Source organism: Deinococcus aquiradiocola (assembly GCF_014646915.1).
In the GTDB taxonomy this organism is placed as follows: Bacteria; Deinococcota; Deinococci; order Deinococcales; family Deinococcaceae; genus Deinococcus; species Deinococcus aquiradiocola.
The window spans coordinates 74,916-90,869 of the sequence record NZ_BMOE01000004.1 but is presented as its reverse complement, the minus strand read 5'-3'; the positions used below and the strand labels follow the sequence as shown (position 1 = coordinate 90,869).

The 15,954-nt window shown below is 70.3% G+C and carries 16 protein-coding genes; 5 read left to right on the top strand and 11 right to left on the bottom strand.

Annotated features, from left to right (window positions below):
- Positions 1-8 precede the first annotated feature (8 nt).
- The 7 genes from IEY33_RS07640 to IEY33_RS07610 all read right to left on the bottom strand — a co-directional run bounded on the left by IEY33_RS07640 (position 9) and on the right by IEY33_RS07610 (position 6,778).
- Positions 9-1,820 (bottom strand): S8 family serine peptidase, encoded by a 1,812-nt coding sequence (locus tag IEY33_RS07640; RefSeq protein WP_188961896.1) that lies wholly within the window; start codon positions 1,818-1,820, stop codon positions 9-11.
- 463 nt (positions 1,821-2,283) lie between these two features.
- Complete coding sequence (pruA, locus tag IEY33_RS07635) at positions 2,284-3,855, bottom strand: L-glutamate gamma-semialdehyde dehydrogenase (RefSeq protein ID WP_188961894.1); 1,572 nt, start codon at positions 3,853-3,855, stop codon at positions 2,284-2,286.
- A gap of 93 nt (positions 3,856-3,948) precedes the next feature.
- Positions 3,949-4,881 carry a proline dehydrogenase family protein gene (locus IEY33_RS07630; protein ID WP_188961891.1) on the bottom strand — a complete coding sequence of 311 codons (933 nt, stop codon included), beginning with the start codon at positions 4,879-4,881 and terminating at the stop codon, positions 3,949-3,951.
- A gap of 25 nt (positions 4,882-4,906) precedes the next feature.
- Entirely contained in the window at positions 4,907-5,569 is a 663-nt protein-coding gene (locus tag IEY33_RS07625; RefSeq protein ID WP_188961887.1) for a GntR family transcriptional regulator, read from the bottom strand.
- Positions 5,570-5,650: 81 nt separating this feature from the next.
- A complete protein-coding gene (locus IEY33_RS07620; protein ID WP_188961885.1) occupies positions 5,651-6,040 on the bottom strand; it encodes a hypothetical protein in 390 nt (129 codons plus the stop codon).
- Between the two features lie 187 nt (positions 6,041-6,227).
- Complete coding sequence (locus IEY33_RS07615) at positions 6,228-6,638, bottom strand: uracil-DNA glycosylase (RefSeq protein WP_188961882.1); 411 nt, start codon at positions 6,636-6,638, stop codon at positions 6,228-6,230.
- Positions 6,635-6,778 (bottom strand): hypothetical protein, encoded by a 144-nt coding sequence (locus IEY33_RS07610; protein ID WP_188961879.1) that lies wholly within the window; start codon positions 6,776-6,778, stop codon positions 6,635-6,637. Before IEY33_RS07610 ends, IEY33_RS07615 begins: the two co-directional genes overlap by 4 nt.
- A 195-nt stretch (positions 6,779-6,973) precedes the next feature.
- Between IEY33_RS07610 and tdh the strand changes: the two genes are divergently transcribed.
- From tdh to IEY33_RS07595, 3 genes are all read left to right on the top strand, one after another.
- Positions 6,974-8,005 (top strand): L-threonine 3-dehydrogenase, encoded by a 1,032-nt coding sequence (tdh, locus tag IEY33_RS07605; RefSeq protein ID WP_188962382.1) that lies wholly within the window; start codon positions 6,974-6,976, stop codon positions 8,003-8,005.
- A 151-nt stretch (positions 8,006-8,156) separates the two neighbouring features.
- Positions 8,157-8,456 carry a DNA-directed RNA polymerase subunit omega gene (locus IEY33_RS07600; protein ID WP_188961876.1) on the top strand — a complete coding sequence of 100 codons (300 nt, stop codon included), beginning with the start codon at positions 8,157-8,159 and terminating at the stop codon, positions 8,454-8,456.
- A 121-nt stretch (positions 8,457-8,577) separates the two neighbouring features.
- Positions 8,578-9,012, top strand: coding sequence for a universal stress protein (locus IEY33_RS07595; protein ID WP_188961874.1), 435 nt, complete (start codon positions 8,578-8,580; stop codon positions 9,010-9,012).
- A gap of 267 nt (positions 9,013-9,279) precedes the next feature.
- Here IEY33_RS07595 and IEY33_RS07590 read toward each other — a convergent pair whose 3' ends face one another.
- Positions 9,280-10,401, bottom strand: a complete 1,122-nt coding sequence (locus IEY33_RS07590) for a S1C family serine protease (RefSeq protein WP_188961871.1) — start codon at positions 10,399-10,401, stop codon at positions 9,280-9,282.
- On the bottom strand, positions 10,398-10,616 hold the full coding sequence (locus IEY33_RS07585) for an FmdB family zinc ribbon protein (RefSeq protein WP_188961869.1): 219 nt from the start codon (positions 10,614-10,616) through the stop codon (positions 10,398-10,400). Before IEY33_RS07585 ends, IEY33_RS07590 begins: the two co-directional genes overlap by 4 nt.
- A 204-nt stretch (positions 10,617-10,820) precedes the next feature.
- On the opposite strand from IEY33_RS07585, the gene IEY33_RS07580 reads away from it, so the two are divergent.
- Positions 10,821-11,687, top strand: a complete 867-nt coding sequence (locus IEY33_RS07580; protein WP_188961866.1) for an enoyl-CoA hydratase/isomerase family protein — start codon at positions 10,821-10,823, stop codon at positions 11,685-11,687.
- 385 nt (positions 11,688-12,072) lie between these two features.
- On the top strand, positions 12,073-13,893 hold the full coding sequence (gene glmS, locus IEY33_RS07575) for a glutamine--fructose-6-phosphate transaminase (isomerizing) (RefSeq protein ID WP_188961864.1): 1,821 nt from the start codon (positions 12,073-12,075) through the stop codon (positions 13,891-13,893).
- Between the two features lie 33 nt (positions 13,894-13,926).
- Here glmS and IEY33_RS07570 read toward each other — a convergent pair whose 3' ends face one another.
- The gene (locus IEY33_RS07570) at positions 13,927-15,312 is read right to left on the bottom strand and encodes a hypothetical protein (protein WP_188961861.1); all 1,386 of its coding nucleotides are present in this window, start codon (positions 15,310-15,312) and stop codon (positions 13,927-13,929) included.
- Entirely contained in the window at positions 15,309-15,899 is a 591-nt protein-coding gene (locus IEY33_RS07565) for an ABC transporter ATP-binding protein (RefSeq protein WP_188961858.1), read from the bottom strand. Before IEY33_RS07565 ends, IEY33_RS07570 begins: the two co-directional genes overlap by 4 nt.
- Positions 15,900-15,954 lie beyond the last annotated feature (55 nt).

The following is a 15,954-nucleotide window of genomic DNA, read 5'->3' as shown; positions in this document are numbered from 1 at the left end:
AGTGTTTCTCAGTTGCCGGTGATGGCCTTGTACGGGTCGACGAGGCCGTAGCCGTAGGAGTTGTCCTTGCCGGCCGTGCCGAGGTCGGTGGCGGTGTTCTGCAGCAGGGTGGTGAGGGTGGCGGGCGTCAGGGTGGGCTTGGCGGCCCAGACGACGGCGGCGGCGGCGCTGACGTGCGGGGTGGCCATGCTGGTCCCGTCGAAGTATTCGTAGTCGGCGCTGGTGATGGCGACCGTGCCGGTGGTGGGGAGTTTCGCGAGGGTCGCCTGACCGTCCGTCTGCGTGAGGCCCACGACGGGGACGGTGTAGGTGTTGGTGAGGCTCATGCCGAGCGGACCGGCCGCGTTGTTGTACACCATGACGCCCTTGGCGCCGCTGGCGACGGCGTTCGCGACCTTCTCCTCGAAGGAGCAGGTGCCGCGCGCGATGAGGGCGATGTTGCCGCTCAGGGCCGCGTTGCGGGTGCTGGTGCCGCAGAACTGGTTCGCGCCTGCGGTACCGGTCCCGTCGCCCGCCTTGACGATGCTGCCGGTGAAGGTGCCCTTGCCGCTCTTGTCGGCGCCGCTCACGTCGGTGAAGGCGGGGACGTTCACGGCGCTGGCGCTGGCGGCGCTGCCCTGGCCGAGCGGGACGCTGCTGAGGACGTGCACGCCGGGGCCGACGAGCGCGACCTTGCTGCCGAAGTTGCTGAACGACGCGACCACGCCGTTGTCGTCGATGGCGCCGACCGCGAGGACGTTGGTGTACGCGGCGGGGTAGCTGACGGCCGCGCCGTCGTTGCCGGTCGCGGCGACCACGAGGGCGCCCGCGTTGTACGCGGCGGTGTACGCGCGCTGCTCGGTCTGGCTGGCGCTGCCGCCGCCCAGGGACAGGCTGATGACGACGTGCGCTTCGGTGCCGCCCTTGCTCTTGAGCTGCGACGCACACCAGTTCACGCCGTTGATGATGCCGCTGCTGCTGCCGGAGCCGCTGTCACCGAGGACGCGGGCCATGTAGAGGTTCGCGCCGGTGGCGACGCCGCCCACGCCGTTCGTGTTCTCGCCGGGCTGCAGTCCGGCCGCGCCGGTGCCCGCGCCGTACTGCGCGTAGATGGTGCCGGAGACGTGCGTGCCGTGGTGCGACACGTCGTTGAGGTTGTAGGCGCTGGTGCGGTTGGCGTCGGAGGTGAAGTTCTGGTAGCCCTTGAGTTTCCGTGCGAACTCGGGGTGGTTGCCGTCGATGCCGGTGTCGCCCACGCAGACAGCCACGCCGGACCCGGTGTAGTTGTTGGTGCGGAGGGTGGGGACGCGCAGGGCGGTGTCGCCCCAGGTGGTTTCGCCGCTGGCGGTCCAGCGGACGGCCTGGGCGCTCACGGCCTGCGTGCCGATGGTGCGGGTGGCCTTCTCGCCGGGCGCGTCGGTCTGACCGCTGCGGGTGCCGTAGGCGTGGCGCAGGTAGTCGGGCTCGACGTACTCGACGTTCGGGTTGGCTTTCAGGGCGGCGAGCGCGGCGGGCGTGAGGTTCACGGCGGCGGCGTTCAGGTCGGCGTACTGGGAGGTGAGGGTGCCTCCGGCGGCCTGGATGGCGAGCGCCTGCGCCTGCACGCTGAGGGTGCCGACGCTCTGCGTGCCGATGGTGGCGGGCGTCTCGCGGAAGCCGACGAGGTACGCGCCGCTCACGGCGGGGTCCTGTCCGGCGGTGATGGTGGTGTCCGGGGTGCTGGCGGTGGGTGCTGGCGCGGTGACGCTCTGCTGCCCGCAGGCGGCGAGGGCAAGGGCGAGCGACGCGGCGAGCAGGCCTCTGGAGAGCAGGGGAGACGGGACAGGACGGGCGTTCTTCATAGGACCTCCGACAGCTGTTACGGGTACTCCGTGGGCGTCACCGTGACGCCCCGGTCTCAACCGGACTGGATTGATTGAGGGATGTTAATGCAGGACATATGCACCTTCACAAGGTCGGCTAGACAGGTCGGCGGGCCGGGGGCGATACACCAATGCTGCTGCGACACCGGCTGTGAAGCCGTGGAAAACCCGTCCTGGCGGGGGCATACCTGCCTTCATCCTTCGGGGGATGGGTGTGCGTTCACGACCCAATATGCTCAGGCTGCCCATTCTGATCATATGCATCAAAAATGCATAAGATAGGCCAGTTTTTTCCGTTGAACCGGGTCAAAAACTGCCGATTGTAAGTCCAGAGTCGTGAACCGAACACGAACGACAGGTCCGCACGCGCCACCATGCAGACAGAACCCCCCGGCGCATGGCGCGCCAGGGGGCGAGAATGACAGGGGTCAGCGGCGCGCCGTCACCAGCGTTCCGTCACCGTCTTCAGCTGCATGAAGTTCGCCAGGTAGTCCGGGCCGCCCGCCTTGCTGTCCGTACCGCTCATGTTGTACCCGCCGAACGGCTGCACGCCCACGATCGCGCCCGTGATCTTGCGGTTGAAGTACAGGTTCCCCGCCTCGAACTCGTGCCGGGCCTGCTCCAGCCGCGCCCGGTCCCGGCTGCACACGCCGCCCGTCAGGCCGTACTCGGTGCTGTTCGCGATCTCCAGCGCGTCCTGCCAGTCCCGCGCGCGGATCACCGACACGACCGGCCCGAAGATCTCCTCCTGCGCCAGCCGCGCGTCCCGCTTCACGTCGCCCACGATGGTCGGCTGCACGTAGTACCCCATCTTGCCGTTCGCTTCGCCCGTCGCCTCGCCGCCCAGCAGCACTTTGCCCTCACTGGGCGCGAGTTCCAGGTAGCCTTTGATCTTGTCGAAGCTCATCTGGTTCACGACCGCCGTGACGTTCGCGTTCTCCTCACCCGTGCCGACCTTCAGGGCCTTCGTGCGCTCCACGAAGCCACTGACCACGGCGTCGTACACGCTGTCCACCACGATCAGGCGACTCATGGCGCTGCACTTCTGACCGTTGAAACCGAACGCGCCCTGCACCGCCGCCGTCACCGCCACGTCCAGGTCCGCCGTCTCGTCCACGATCAGGCCGTCCTTGCCGCCCAGCTCCAGAATGACCTTCTTGATCCACTTCTGGCCCGGCTGCGTCTTCGCGGCCACCTCGTTGATGTGCAGGCCCACCGCGCGGCTCCCCGTGAACGTGATGAACCGCGTCCGCGCGTGCGTCGTCAGGTACTCACCCACTTCCTTGCCCACGCCCGGCAGGAACTGCAGCACCCCCGCAGGCATCCCGGCCTCCAGCAGGATGTCCACCATCATGCCCGCGATCAGGCCGCTGTCCTCGGCGGGCTTCGCGATCACGCAGTTCCCGGCCACGATCGGCGCGGCCAGCATGCCCAGGAAGATCGCGCACGGGAAGTTCCACGGGCTGATGCTCACGCCCACGCCCACCGGCATGAACATCAGGCCGTTCTCCTCGCCCTCGAACCACGTCGTCTCCGCTGCGCCGAACCCCGCGTACTTCATGGCGCTCCGCGCGTAGTACTCCAGGAAATCGATGGCCTCCGCCACCTCCACGTCCGCCTCCGCGTAGTTTTTGCCGACCTCGACGCTCATCAGCGCGCACGCCTCCAGGCGGCGGGCCTTCAGGATCGCGGACGCCTTCAGCAGGATGCGGGCGCGGGCATCCACGTCCCACTTCTTCCACGACTCGAACGCCTTCCACGCGCCCTGCAGGGCACGCTCGGCGTCCTCGACAGTGGCCTTCGCCGTCGTGCCCACCACTTCCGAGGTGTCGCACGGGTTCAGCGAGGTCAGCTTCTCGGCCGTGTCCACGCGCTCGCCGTCAATCACCAGCGGGTAGTGCTTCCCGACCAGTTCGGCCCGCACCTTCTTGAGGGCAGCCTGATACGCCTGAACGTTCTCTTCCTTCGTGAAATCGGTAAAGGCCTGCGGACGGTACTCCTGAACTTTCAGCATGGTAGGGCTCCTTGACGGATGAGTGCGAATTCTGGGCTGCAGGTGGTGAACTGTGTGGAAGCGGAGAGGCTGTTGTACAGCCGTCAGCCGCTCTCAGCCCTTGAGCATGCCGCGCAGCACGAACATGACGTTCGCGGGGCGTTCGGCGATGCGGCGGCTGAAGTACGCGTACCAGTCGCGGCCGTACGGGATGTACGCGCGGACGGTGAAGCCTTCGGCGGCGAGTTTCTTCTGCAGGTCGCGGCGGATGCCGTACAGCATCTGGAACTCGAACTGCGTGCGGGGAATGCCGTGGCTGAGGACGAACATCTTGACGTCGCTGATGATTTCCGGGTCGTGCGTGGCGATGTTGGTGTAGTTGCCGGCCTTGAGGTGGCTGTACACGAGGCGGCGGTACGCGGCGTCCACGTCGGCCTTGACGGGCATGGCGACCGTTTCGGGTTCCAGGTACGCGCCCTTCACGATGCGGAGGTTGGGGCGCAGGTCGTCGAGCGCGGCGCGGTCCGCCTCGCTGCGGTACAGGTAGCTCTGCAGGACGCTGCCGACGTGCTCGCGTCCGAACTCGCCGATCAGGGTGCGGAGTTGCGCGAGGGTGACGTCCACGCGCGGGTGGTCTTCCATGTCGAGGCACACGAAGCCGCCGTACTCGCGGGCCTGCGCGACGATGCGGCGGGCGTTGTGCAGGCCGAGGTCCTCGCCGTTCACGGTGAGGCCCTGCCCGACGCTGCTGAGTTTGACGCTGACGTAGGGGGCGACGCCTGCGGCGGCGGCCTGCGTCTGCAGGGCGAGGACCTGTTCGGCGAAGATGTTGGCGGTTTCGGGGCTGTTCACGAACTCGCCGAGCAGGTCGAGGTTGCCGAGGATGCCGTCACGGGCGAGGTCCTGCACGGCCTGGATGGCGGTGGTGGACTGTTCGCCCGCCACGAAGCGCTGCGCGACGCTCCATGCGCGGGCACGGACGAGGTCCTCGACGGGTTTGCGGCTGGCGACGCCGAGGACGGCGGAACGGTACAGGCGGTCGAACATCACGGTCTCCTTGGTGGGGTGGGGGTCAGGTGGGGGTGGGGTGGGGCGTCTCGCCGAGGTTGTCCATGACGAGGGCCGCGAAGGTCCGGACGTGCAGCGCGGCGGCCTCGCGTGCGGCGGTCTCGTCGCGGTCGAGGACGGCGCGGAGGATGGCCCGGTGCTGCGCGGCGGTCTGTGGGTGGCTGTTGTACACGCGGGTCTGGTGCTTGACGAGCGCCACGCGTTGTTCGAGGTCGCGGGCGAGGTCGAGGAGGGGGACGTTGTGCGCGGCCTGCGCGATGTGCCGGTGGAAGGCCAGGTCGAGGCGGGTCTGTTCGCGGTAGTCGTCGCTGCTGGCGGCTTCGAGGTCGCGCAGGGTGCGTTCGAGGGTGGTGGCCTGGGCGGGCGTGTGGTGCTGCGCGGCGAGGGCGGCGGCGAGCCCGTCGAGCGTTTCGCGCACGAGGTACGTGTCGCGCGCTTCGGCGGCGCTGACGACGCGGATGCGGACGCCGCGTCCGGGCGTGCTTTCCAGCAGGCCGTCCTGCGTGAGGCGCTGGATGGCTTCGCGGATGGGGGTGCGGCTCACGCCGAGCCGTTCGGTGAGCTCCACCTCGCCGAGCCGTTCGGCAGGCTGGAATTCGCCGTTCAGGATGGCGTCGCGCAGGTGATCGTAGACACTTTCACGGATGAGCGTCGGGCGGGTGAACATTGCTGGATATTGTATACAGCCATGAGCGGTGACACAAGAGCGCGGTCGGAATGTTGCCCGGCCGCACCGCAGGAAGCCCGCTCAGTCTTCCTGGCCGACCGCCGAGCGTTGCAGCACGCGCTCCGCCAGCGCCTCCAGCCCCTGACGGCCCGCGCGGCGCTGGCAGTGCTCGGTGTTCAGACACAGCGTCAGGTACAGGGTGGTGCGCTCCGTGGCCCGCACCCGGAAGATGCCCGCCTCGCTGCGGCTGCGCGTGACGTGGCACAGGTCGCAGTGCGCGGCGCGCGTGCCCTTCTGCTCGATGGGTTCCAGTTCCGCGAGTCGGCCGCCCGACACGAGCGCCATGCGGCCGTCCGCGACGGGGTACAGGCCGAGGGTGGGGACGGGCGTTCCGGGCAGGGACCCGAACAGTTCGCGGGCCGTGTCGGGAAACAGTTCACGCAGCAGGTCTCGCTCGCTGTGGTCACTCATACCGCCAGTGTACGTGCAGGCGCGCGTTCCGCTCCCGCCGGACTTCACAGTTCGCCCGTGCCGCGCACCCCCGACCTCCGCCCTGCACCCTCCGGCCACGCCGGGCCGGGCAGTCAAGGGCAGCGCCGACGCTGGCACTGCAGCGTCGGCGCTCTCCGGGTGGGCAGGTCCCGTGCGGGACGTGATGTCAGTTGCCGCCGGAGCCGGGGAAGGCGACCTTCACGTTCACGAGCGTCCCCGGAGGGGTGGCCGGGTCGAGGTTGATGGCGTGCGCGGCCAGCAGCGGCGGGTTCGGCTGCGGGTCGATGGCGCGGATGAAGACGCGGCCCTGCGCGGGCAGGAACACGCACCAGCCTTTCGGTTCGCCCTGGAAGGCCCGGACCGGCAGCAGGGACTGCAGCGTCAGGTCGGCGGGCGTCGCCCAGAACTCCACCAGCAGCATCGCCTGCTCGCGGCTGCGGTCGGCGTCGCTCAGGTCGATCTGCAGCTCGATGGCGTCCTGCACGCCGGGCAGCACGTTCATCCAGCCGGGCACCACGGCCCGGTCGCTGCCCTGACTGCGGTACAGCGTCTGGGCGGGACCGGCGGGCGTCGTCACTTCAGTTCCTCGCGCACCGAGTGCAGCAGGGACCGCACGAGCACGAAGCCCAGGGCGAACACCAGAATGGGCATCAGGTCGAACTGCACCACCGATTCCTTCTCGGGCTGCAGGGCGTTGCTGCGCTTGTAGCTGATCATGCGTGCAGGGTATCAGGTCCGCCCGCCGCCGGGGCTGAGCGGGCCTTCAGCGCGGGTTGCGGTTTGTCCGGACAGGGGGCGCGGCCCTGCCCGTTCCGGTGCCGTCCTTCCCGGCTCACCTTGCCGCCCGTTGAGGTGCCGCCGTCCGGATGCGGTAGAACCATGCCTATGCAGGCTTCTTCCGACGCGCCCACCATGACGGCCCTCACCAAGCAGTTCCCCCGCGAGGGCATCTGGATGCAGACGGTGCCGCGCCCCACGCCCGGCCCGAACGACCTCCTCATCCGCGTCCGCAAGAGCAGCATCTGCGGCACGGACGTGCACATCTACAACTGGGACGACTGGGCGTCCCGCACCATTCCCGAGGGCATGGTGGTCGGGCACGAGTACGTCGGCGTGGTCGAGGAGGTCGGCAGCGAGGTGCGCGGCTTCTCGGTCGGGGACCGCGTGAGCGGCGAGGGCCACATCACCTGCGGGCACTGCCGCAACTGCCGCGCGGGCCGCCGTCACCTGTGCCGCAACACGCAGGGCGTCGGCGTGAACCGCCCCGGCAGCTTCGCCGAGTACCTCGTGCTGCCCGCCTTCAACGCTTTCCGCATTCCGGACAGCATTCCGGACGACGTGGCCGCCATCTTCGACCCGTTCGGGAATGCCGTGCACACCGCGCTCAGCTTCGAGCTCGTCGCCGAGGACGTGCTCATCACGGGTGCCGGTCCGATCGGCGCGATGGCGTGCGCCGTCGCCCGGCACGCCGGGGCGCGCAACGTCGTCATCACCGACATCAACGACTACCGCCTCGACCTCGCCCTCAAGATGGGCGCCACCCGCGCCGTCAACGTCGCCCGCGAGGACCTGTGGAGCGTCGCGCAGAGCGAACTCGGCATGACGGAGGGCTTCGACGTGGGCCTGGAAATGAGCGGGTCCGGCGCGGCCCTCAACCAGATGCTGCGCGCCATGAACCACGGCGGCAAGGTCGCGCTGCTCGGCATCCCGGCGGCAGGCGTCACCATCGACTGGAACGACGTGATCTTCAAGGGCCTCGTCATCAAGGGCATCTACGGCCGCGAGATGTTCGAGACGTGGTACAAGATGGCGGCCCTCGTGCAGTCCGGCCTGGACCTCACGCCCATCATCACGCACCACTACGGCATCCGCGAGTACCAGCAGGGCTTCGACGCCATGCGCAGCGGACAGAGCGGCAAGGTCATCCTCGACTGGGAAGCCTGACCCGCCCGCTCAGCTGCTATACTGGGAGGCTGAGTGCGCCTGCGGGAAGCCCCGGCCTCCCGCCGCGCGACCGGAGCACACCCGCCCAGAACAGCACCACCAGAGCACGGCATTCGCTGCACCTGCACCGCAATACCGGGGAGACACACACATGGCCGAAAAAGATATCGACAAGCTGCTTTCCATGACCGACAGCAAGTACCGCCTCTCGGTGGTCGTCGCCAAGCGCGCCGTCCAGCTGCGCAGCGGCGCGCCCAGCACGCTGCCCACCGACGTGAAGGCCAAGACCCGCAACCTCGTCACGCAGTCCATGCGCGAACTCGCGACCGGCAAGCTCCGCATCGGCCAGAACCTCATGGACGAGGAACGCTTCACGCAGGACTACATGCGTCAGCGTCAGGCGCAGCTGCAGGCGCAGCTGAACGCCGAACGCGAACGCGAACGCGACTGACCCGCCCGCCACGAGCGCGAACGCCGGACACGCCCTGTCGGAGTCCGGCGTTCCCCTTGCCGTGTTGGGGAAACCTTCAGGTGGCCGCCCGCAGCAGGACGGATCGGGGTAGGCTCGGCGCATGAACGCCTTTCAGAAGATCGCGGTCGGCATCGACTTCTCCCACAGTGCCCAGGCGGCCCTGGACGTCGCCCGCACCCGCTTCCCCGGCGCGCAGCTGCGCCTCATTCACGTGGTGGACGCCCGCGCCGGAACGGTGCCGGACCTCACGACCGGCGGCGTCGCGCCCGTCATGCAGAGTGCCGAGGTGCTCACGGCCCTCTCGCAGGGCGACCAGCGGCAACTCGACACGCTGGCCCGCGACGGCGAGGAGGAGGAAGTGCTGATGGGCGAACCCGCACAGACGCTCGTGCAGGCCGCGCAGCAGTGGGGCGCGGACCTCATCGTGGTCGGCACGCACCCGCAGGGCGCCCTCGCGCACTTCTTCATGGGCTCCGTCGCCGAACAGGTCCTCCGTCAGAGCGGCATTCCCGTCCTGATCGTCCCGCAGCGCTGACCACCGCAGCGCAGAGAGGAGGCCCGCCCCTGATCTCGGTGCGGGCCTCCTGCCGTTCCTAGGGCGTCCGGGTTCCGGCTCATACGATTTTGAGCTGAACTTTTAGAGTTCAGCCGAGCGGAACGCGAAGCTGCCGCCCGGCCGCGAGTATCAACAAGTACGGTTTGGAGGAGGTGGAAGCGGGCAAGCGTCCTGCAGGGCGCTGTTTTGCCCAAGAAGGGATGTCGGCGCAGTTCCCGGCATCCCTGGAATCGGATCAAAACCGTATCAGTTCAGGGTGCGTTTCAGCAGGGTGACGTTCACGGTCACTTCCTTCTTGTTGCGCCACACCTTGAGGGCCACGACCTGCCCGGGGCGTTTGAGTGCCACGGCGCGGATCAGGTCGTAGGAGTTCGCGATGCGGCGGCCGTCCACGGCCACCACGACGTCCCCGAGCGGGGAGAGCAGCTGGCCCTTGTTGTTGCGCAGCGAGCCGCGCAGGCCCGCGCGCGCCCCGGCCGTCCCGGCGGGCACCTCGTCCACCAGCGCGCCCTGGTTGCTGGTGAGGCCCGCCAGCTGACGCAGGGCCGGGTCGAGGTCGTCGAGGTCCACCAGCGTCACGCCGAGTGTCCCGCGCTGCGGCACCCCGATCTTCTCGAGGTCCGACAGGGACTGCGACACGAGTTCGCTGGGAATGAACGCGCCGATCACGCCGGGCAGCAGGGTGTTGCTGCTGGCGTTCGCGTCGGCCACGCCGACCACCGCGCCGCGCGAGTCGAGGACCGGCCCGCCGCTGGAGCCGCCCTGAATGGTGGCGGTCGTGAGGCCGTACTGCCCGATCTCCTGCCCCAGCCCGTCGGCGCGCTGCCCGAGGTCGCGGGTGGTGGTGCTGAACACGCCGGTCGACACGAAGTTGTTGTACTTCAGGGGCGTGCCGAGCGCGATCATCTTCTGGCCCGGGATGAGTCGCGCGCTGTCCCCGAACGACAGGGTGCGCGGCGCGGTCACGCCCGTCACCTTCAGGATCGCGATGTCGATGCCGGGATCGACGCCCTCCACGCTGGCGTTCACGCGTTTACCGTCGTACATCACGATGCTGAGGGACTCCTGGTACTGCACGACGTGGTAGTTCGTGACGATCAGGTTCGGGCGGTAGAAGAAGCCGCTGCCGACGTCGGTGGGGTCCTCGCCGGGCTGCAACTGGTCCTTGCGGATGCGGACGTCCACGCGCACCAGGGCCGGGAGGGCCTTCTGGCTGACCTGCACGGTGTTGATCTCCTCGTTCGTCACGAGGGCGCGCTGTGCCGTGACGCGGCCCGTGAGGTACGCGCCCCCCAGCCCGGCGACGAGCAGCGAGCCGAGCAGGAGCCACCGGCCGGACCGGGACGGGCGGGGGGGCGTGTGGGTCACTCGCCGCTCGATCCGGAGCCGCTCTTGTCGCCGCTCTTGCTGCGCGAGTCGTTCGCGTAGAAGCCGCTGCCCTTGAAGGCGATGCCGGGACGCGACAGGACGCGCTTGATGGCGGCTCCCGTGTCCGGGTGGACGGTCAGGGGCGCGTCGCGCATGCTCTGCTTGATTTCGTAGATCTCGCCGGTTTCGATGTTCTTGTATTCGTAGGTGGGCATGTCCGTAACTCCGTGGAGCGCCAATCGGCTCCAGATACAGACTGTACCAGAGCCGTCATGACGGGTGTGAACCGCAGATGCACGACTTCCTTCACGCCCAGCCGCCGGAGCACACCCCGGACGCGCGGGCCGGGCGGGGCAGGAGCGTCCGGCTGACGTGAACGGCGCGTGCGGGACGTGCGGGCGGCGCTGCTAGCATCGGGCATGACGCCGCCCGAGTCCGCACTGCCCGAGTCCTCACTGTCCGGTGACGTGCCGCCCGTGCTGGTGAGCCGCGACGGGCCGGTCCTGCACCTGCGCTTGAACCGTCCGGCCGTCCGTAACGCCCTGAACGCCGAACTGGTCGCCGCCCTGCACCGCGAACTGCTGGCGGCGCAGGCGGACCCGGCGGTGCGCTGCGTGGTCCTGAGCGGCGAGGGGCGGGCCTTCAGTGCGGGCGCGGACCTGAAGGCCCTGCAGGCGCTCGGGTCGGCGAGCAGCGAGGAGAACCGCGCGGACTCGGCGCGCCTCGCGGACCTCCTGAACCTCATCTACACGGGACCCACGCCGGTCGTGGCGGCGGTGGAGGGCGCGGCCGTGGCGGGCGGCGCGGGCCTCGCGTGCGTGTGCGACGTGGTCGTGTCGGGCGCCGGGGCGCGGTTCGGGTACACCGAGGTGCGGCTGGGGTTCGTGGCGGCCATCGTGATGGTGTTCCTGCTGCGCGCGGTGGGCGAGAAGCACGCGCGCGAACTGCTGCTCACGGGACGGCTCGTGCCTGCCGACACGGCCTGCCGCATGGGTCTCGTGAACGAGGTCGTGCCGGACGGCGAGGCGCTGCTGCGGGCCACGCAGGTCGCGCAGGAGATCGCGCTGGGGAGCCGCGTGGCCCTCGCCACCACCCGCGAGATGCTCAGCCTGCTGCCCGGCATGGGCCTGCAGGAGGGCCTGCGGTACGCGGTGCTCACGAACGCCTGGACGCGCACCACCTCGGACCTGCAGGAGGGCGTGGCGGCCTTCTTGGAGAAGCGCGAACCGGCGTGGCGGCCCGCGCCGCAGGGGGGCACGTCCGGGCGGGGCGGTCGGGACGGCTGAACGGCCCGCCCGGCCCTGCGTACTCACCTGAGGCTGTTACACACATCCCCTGCGCCTGAACTTGCTACACTGCCCGCAGGACTTGGTGTCCAACAGACACCCACACCGGTCCAGGGAAGCGCAAGGCCCACCCAGCCGCACGGCGGGCGGGAAACGAGGTGGAGGTCATCGGAGATTCTGCGGATGCCTCCAGGGTCAGGTCGGACCCTCCCGAAACGCCCGCCGGACACCGGCGGCACGTTCAAGCAGCGCCGAAAGAGCGGAGCGACCCGCAGACAAGGCAACGCGCGACCCACAGCGGACGGCCCACGCCGGACCGCCGCCCACCACGCCCCCATCGGGCCGCGCGGGGGCGGTGACCGGCTGCCGTCCCACAGGAGTACCCATGTGCGGAATCGTCGGTTACATCGGCAGCAGGCAGGCGCAGGACGTTCTCATCTCCGGACTCGCCAAACTCGAGTACCGCGGCTACGACAGCGCGGGCGTCGCCGTGCGTGACGGCACGCACATCACCGTCATGAAGAAGGCCGGGAAGCTCGCCAACCTCAGCGGCGAACTCGACGGGCACCCGCTCGCGGGCACGCTCGGCATCGGCCACACCCGCTGGGCCACGCACGGCCTCCCCAACGACACCAACGCCCACCCGCACGCCACCGAGGACGGCCGCATCGTCATCATCCACAACGGCATCATCGAGAACTACCTGAAGCTCAAAGAGGAACTCCAGGCGCGCGGCCACGAGTTCAAGAGCGAGACCGACAGCGAAGTGCTCGCCCACCTGATCGAGGAGGCGTACACCGGTGACCTGGAACAGGCGGTGCGGGACGCCCTGGCACAGGTGCGCGGCGCGTACGGCATCGTCGTCACGCACGCCGACCACCGCGAGATCGTCGCCGCGCGCACCGTCAGCCCCCTCGTCATGGGCGTCGGCGCGGGCGAGATGTTCCTCGCCAGCGACGTGCCCGCCCTCCTCGCATACACCCGCGACATGGTCTTCCTGCACGACGGCGATATGGTCGTCCTCACCGACGACGGCTTCCGCGTGACGGATCTCGCCGGGAACCCCCAGACCCGCGAGATCGAGCACATCGAGTGGGACGCCGAGGCGGCCGAGAAGGGCGGCTTCGACACGTACATGCTCAAGGAAATCTACGAGCAGCCGCAGGCCCTCACCAACACCCTCATCGGCCGCCTCCACGACGACACCGGCGAAGTGAACCTCGACATCAACCTCGACCCCGGCAGCTTCAAACGCATCAGCATCATCGCGTGCGGCACCGCCTTCTACGCCGGACAGGTCGGCGAGTACCTCATCGAACAGCTCGCCCGCATCCCCGTCGAGGTGGACGTCGCCAGCGAGTACCGCTACCGCGACCCCCTGGTCTCCGAGCACACCCTGGCCATCGTCGTGAGCCAGAGCGGCGAGACCATCGACACCCTCGAAGCGCTCCGCGAAGCCAAGAAGGGCGGCGCGAAGACCCTCGGCGTCATCAACGCCAAGGGCAGCAGCATGACCCGCGAACTCGACGACACCCTCTACATCCACGCCGGACCCGAGATCGGCGTCGCCAGCACCAAGGCCTACACCAGCATGGTCAGCGCCTTCCTGATGCTCGCCCTGTGGCTCGGCCGTGCCCGGGGGACGCTGAGCGAAGAGCAGGGCGCCGAACTCCTGCGGGCCGCCCGCGAACTCCCCCGCCTCGTCGAGGAAGCCCTGGCCCCCGAACGCGTCGCGCGCATCAAGGAAGTCGCCGAGAAGTACGCCACGGCGCGCGACTACCTGTTCCTCGGGCGCGGCGTGAACAGCCCCACCGCCTACGAGGGCGCCCTGAAACTCAAGGAGGTCAGCTACATCCACGCCGAAGCGTACGCGGCCGGCGAGATGAAGCACGGTCCCATCGCCCTCATCGACAAGGATCTCCCCGTCGCCGTCATCGCCACCGAGAGCCGCCTCCTCGAGAAGACCATCAGCAACGTGCAGGAAGTCCGCGCCCGCGCCGGCAAGGTCATCCTGTTCCTGTCGGACGGCGACACCGAAAACGCCCGCCACGCCGACGACGTCATCTACGTCCCCCGCGCCCACGAAATGGTCAGCCCCGTCGTGAACGCCGTCGCCATGCAGCTCCTCGCGTACTTCACGGCCACGGCCCTCGGCAAGGACGTCGACAAGCCCCGCAACCTCGCCAAGAGCGTCACCGTCGAGTAACGACACGCACCACAGACGGGCGGGACCGGCCACTCAGGCACCGGTCCCGCCCGTTTCAGCTGTGCCGCGCCGAGCTGTCCGGGCGTGGTTCCACAGGTCACGCCACCCGCTCGTGTCGGGCGCGCTCAGGGCCAGCAGGAGGAGCGGGGCGGCCCAGGCGGCGTGCGCGGCGAGGGCCGCCCACACGATCAGGACGGGTGCGGTGCACAGGGCGAGGCGGGCCAGGAGGGCGCTGCCGCGCGTGGCGTGCGGGGCGGGGTCCGTCCAGCCGGTCAGCGTGAGGGCCGCGCCCGGCAGGAGGAGGGCGGCCGTGACGGTGGCCGCGGCGGGCAGGCCGAGGATGAGGGTGGCGGCGAAGGCACCTGCCGCGCTGAGCGGGCCGAGCAGCAGGGCGGCGGGCGCGAGGCGGGCGGCGCGGGCCGTGGCGGGCGGGACCGGCAGGGTGGCCGGGGGTGCGGGCGGCACGGCGGCCAGCAGGGACAGCAGCAGTCCCGCCGGGAGGAGCGGCAGGACGAGGTGCGCTCCTCCCGGCAGCTGAAGCGTCAGGAGCGGGAGGGCCGCGCCAAGCGCCAGGGCCGGGAGGGCACGCCAGCCGGGCAGGGCGCTCCGCCCGGCGCGCCAGCCGTGAGCGTGCAGGTGGCGCGCGGCGCGCCACAGCAGGGCGGACGCCGCGCCGGGAACGGGAGGAGTGAACGCGGGGCGTGGGCGGGCGCGTCTGCGCCCGGCAGGCCGGGCGGGGGCCGGGAGGCGCAGGGCGGACGCGCGGGCGCACAGGCCGCTGTGATGCATGTCCTGCACGGCGCGCGGGCCGGGCGTGTCCAGCGCGCCCCGCCACCAGCCGCGCGCCCCGGCCACGAACGCCACGAGGACCGCGGCGGGCAGCAGGGCCGCGTGCAGCAGCCCCAGCAGCGGCAGGCCCGCCAGGATCACCGGCCACGCGCGGTCCCCGGCACGCTCCGCCTCACGGAAGCGGGACACCAGCAGCACCGACGACGCGCCCGCGACCGGCAGCCCCCACACGCCCGCCCCGAGGGGCGTGGTGACGGTCAGCAGCAGGGCCAGCGCCGCGCCCACGGCCACGCGTGACGCGGCGGCCCGCAGCAGCGGCCACAGCAGCACGGCCCGCGCCCGTTCCGGCGTCCGCAGGAGCAGCAGGTCGTCCTCCAGCAGCCCGACGGGGTGGCGACCCGTCAGCCAGCCGCTCGCGTGCGCCGCCACGAGCAGCGCGGGCGTCACCCACGCGGGCGGCGCGAGGTGCGAGGCGCGCACGGCGTCCAGCAGGACGAGCGCGCAGAACGCGAGGACCGGCACGCCGTACAGCGTGATCACCCACCCGCCTCCTCGCCGCCAGCGTCCTGCCGCGAGTCCGGCCTGTCGCCGCGCGCTCAGCAGGCGGGCTGTCCAGACGCTGCGCGTCACGCGGGCGGCGGGGTGAGCGTCAGCACGCTGGGGTGCAGGTCCCGCAGTTCGTCCCCGTGTGTCGTGACGATGACCGTGCCGCCCGACGAGGCGCGCTCCCGGACGGCGAGCGTGAGCACCTCGCGGGACGCCGCGTCGAGCGTCGCGTACGGCTCGTCGAGCAGCGTGAGCGGCAGCGCCAGCCCGAGCGCGGCGGCGAGCGCCACCTTCTGCCGCGTGCCGCGCGACAGTTCCTCCGGGAAGCGCGGCAGGAACGCCGTCACGCCCAGCCGCCCGGCCAGGTCCAGCGCGGCGTGCGGGGCGCGGCCCCACGCGGCCGTCATGAAGTGCAGGTACTCGTGCGCCGTCAGGTCCGTCAGCAGGTCCGCGTCGGTCGGGACGAGCAGGCACGCCTGCCGGGCAGCGAGCGTGCCGGGCACCGCGCCGCACACGCGCAGGTCGCCACGGACGGACGTGTCGCCGCTGAGGGCACGCAGCAGCGTCGTCTTGCCGGCCCCGTTCGGTCCCTGCACGTGCCACACCTCGCCGGGCCGCGCCTCCCACGCGTCCAGCTCCAGCACCTCCTGGTCACGGGCGAGGACCGTCACGTGACGCGCCTGCACCGCCGCGGCAGGCCGCGTGGCCGTGCCGGGGGTGCAGGCG

Excerpts from the sequence above, each read along its gene's own strand:
- IEY33_RS07640 (WP_188961896.1), bottom strand. The coding sequence starts at position 1,820 with ATGAAGAACGCCCGTCCTGTCCCGTCTCCCCTGCTCTCCAGAGGCCTG.
- pruA (WP_188961894.1), bottom strand. The coding sequence starts at position 3,855 with ATGCTGAAAGTTCAGGAGTACCGTCCGCAGGCCTTTACCGATTTCACG.
- IEY33_RS07630 (WP_188961891.1), bottom strand. The coding sequence starts at position 4,881 with ATGTTCGACCGCCTGTACCGTTCCGCCGTCCTCGGCGTCGCCAGCCGC.
- IEY33_RS07625 (WP_188961887.1), bottom strand. The coding sequence starts at position 5,569 with ATGTTCACCCGCCCGACGCTCATCCGTGAAAGTGTCTACGATCACCTG.
- IEY33_RS07620 (WP_188961885.1), bottom strand. The coding sequence starts at position 6,040 with ATGAGTGACCACAGCGAGCGAGACCTGCTGCGTGAACTGTTTCCCGAC.
- IEY33_RS07610 (WP_188961879.1), bottom strand. The coding sequence starts at position 6,778 with ATGATCAGCTACAAGCGCAGCAACGCCCTGCAGCCCGAGAAGGAATCG.
- tdh (WP_188962382.1), top strand. The coding sequence starts at position 6,974 with ATGACGGCCCTCACCAAGCAGTTCCCCCGCGAGGGCATCTGGATGCAG.
- IEY33_RS07600 (WP_188961876.1), top strand. The coding sequence starts at position 8,157 with ATGGCCGAAAAAGATATCGACAAGCTGCTTTCCATGACCGACAGCAAG.
- IEY33_RS07595 (WP_188961874.1), top strand. The coding sequence starts at position 8,578 with ATGAACGCCTTTCAGAAGATCGCGGTCGGCATCGACTTCTCCCACAGT.
- IEY33_RS07585 (WP_188961869.1), bottom strand. The coding sequence starts at position 10,616 with ATGCCCACCTACGAATACAAGAACATCGAAACCGGCGAGATCTACGAA.
- IEY33_RS07580 (WP_188961866.1), top strand. The coding sequence starts at position 10,821 with ATGACGCCGCCCGAGTCCGCACTGCCCGAGTCCTCACTGTCCGGTGAC.
- glmS (WP_188961864.1), top strand. The coding sequence starts at position 12,073 with ATGTGCGGAATCGTCGGTTACATCGGCAGCAGGCAGGCGCAGGACGTT.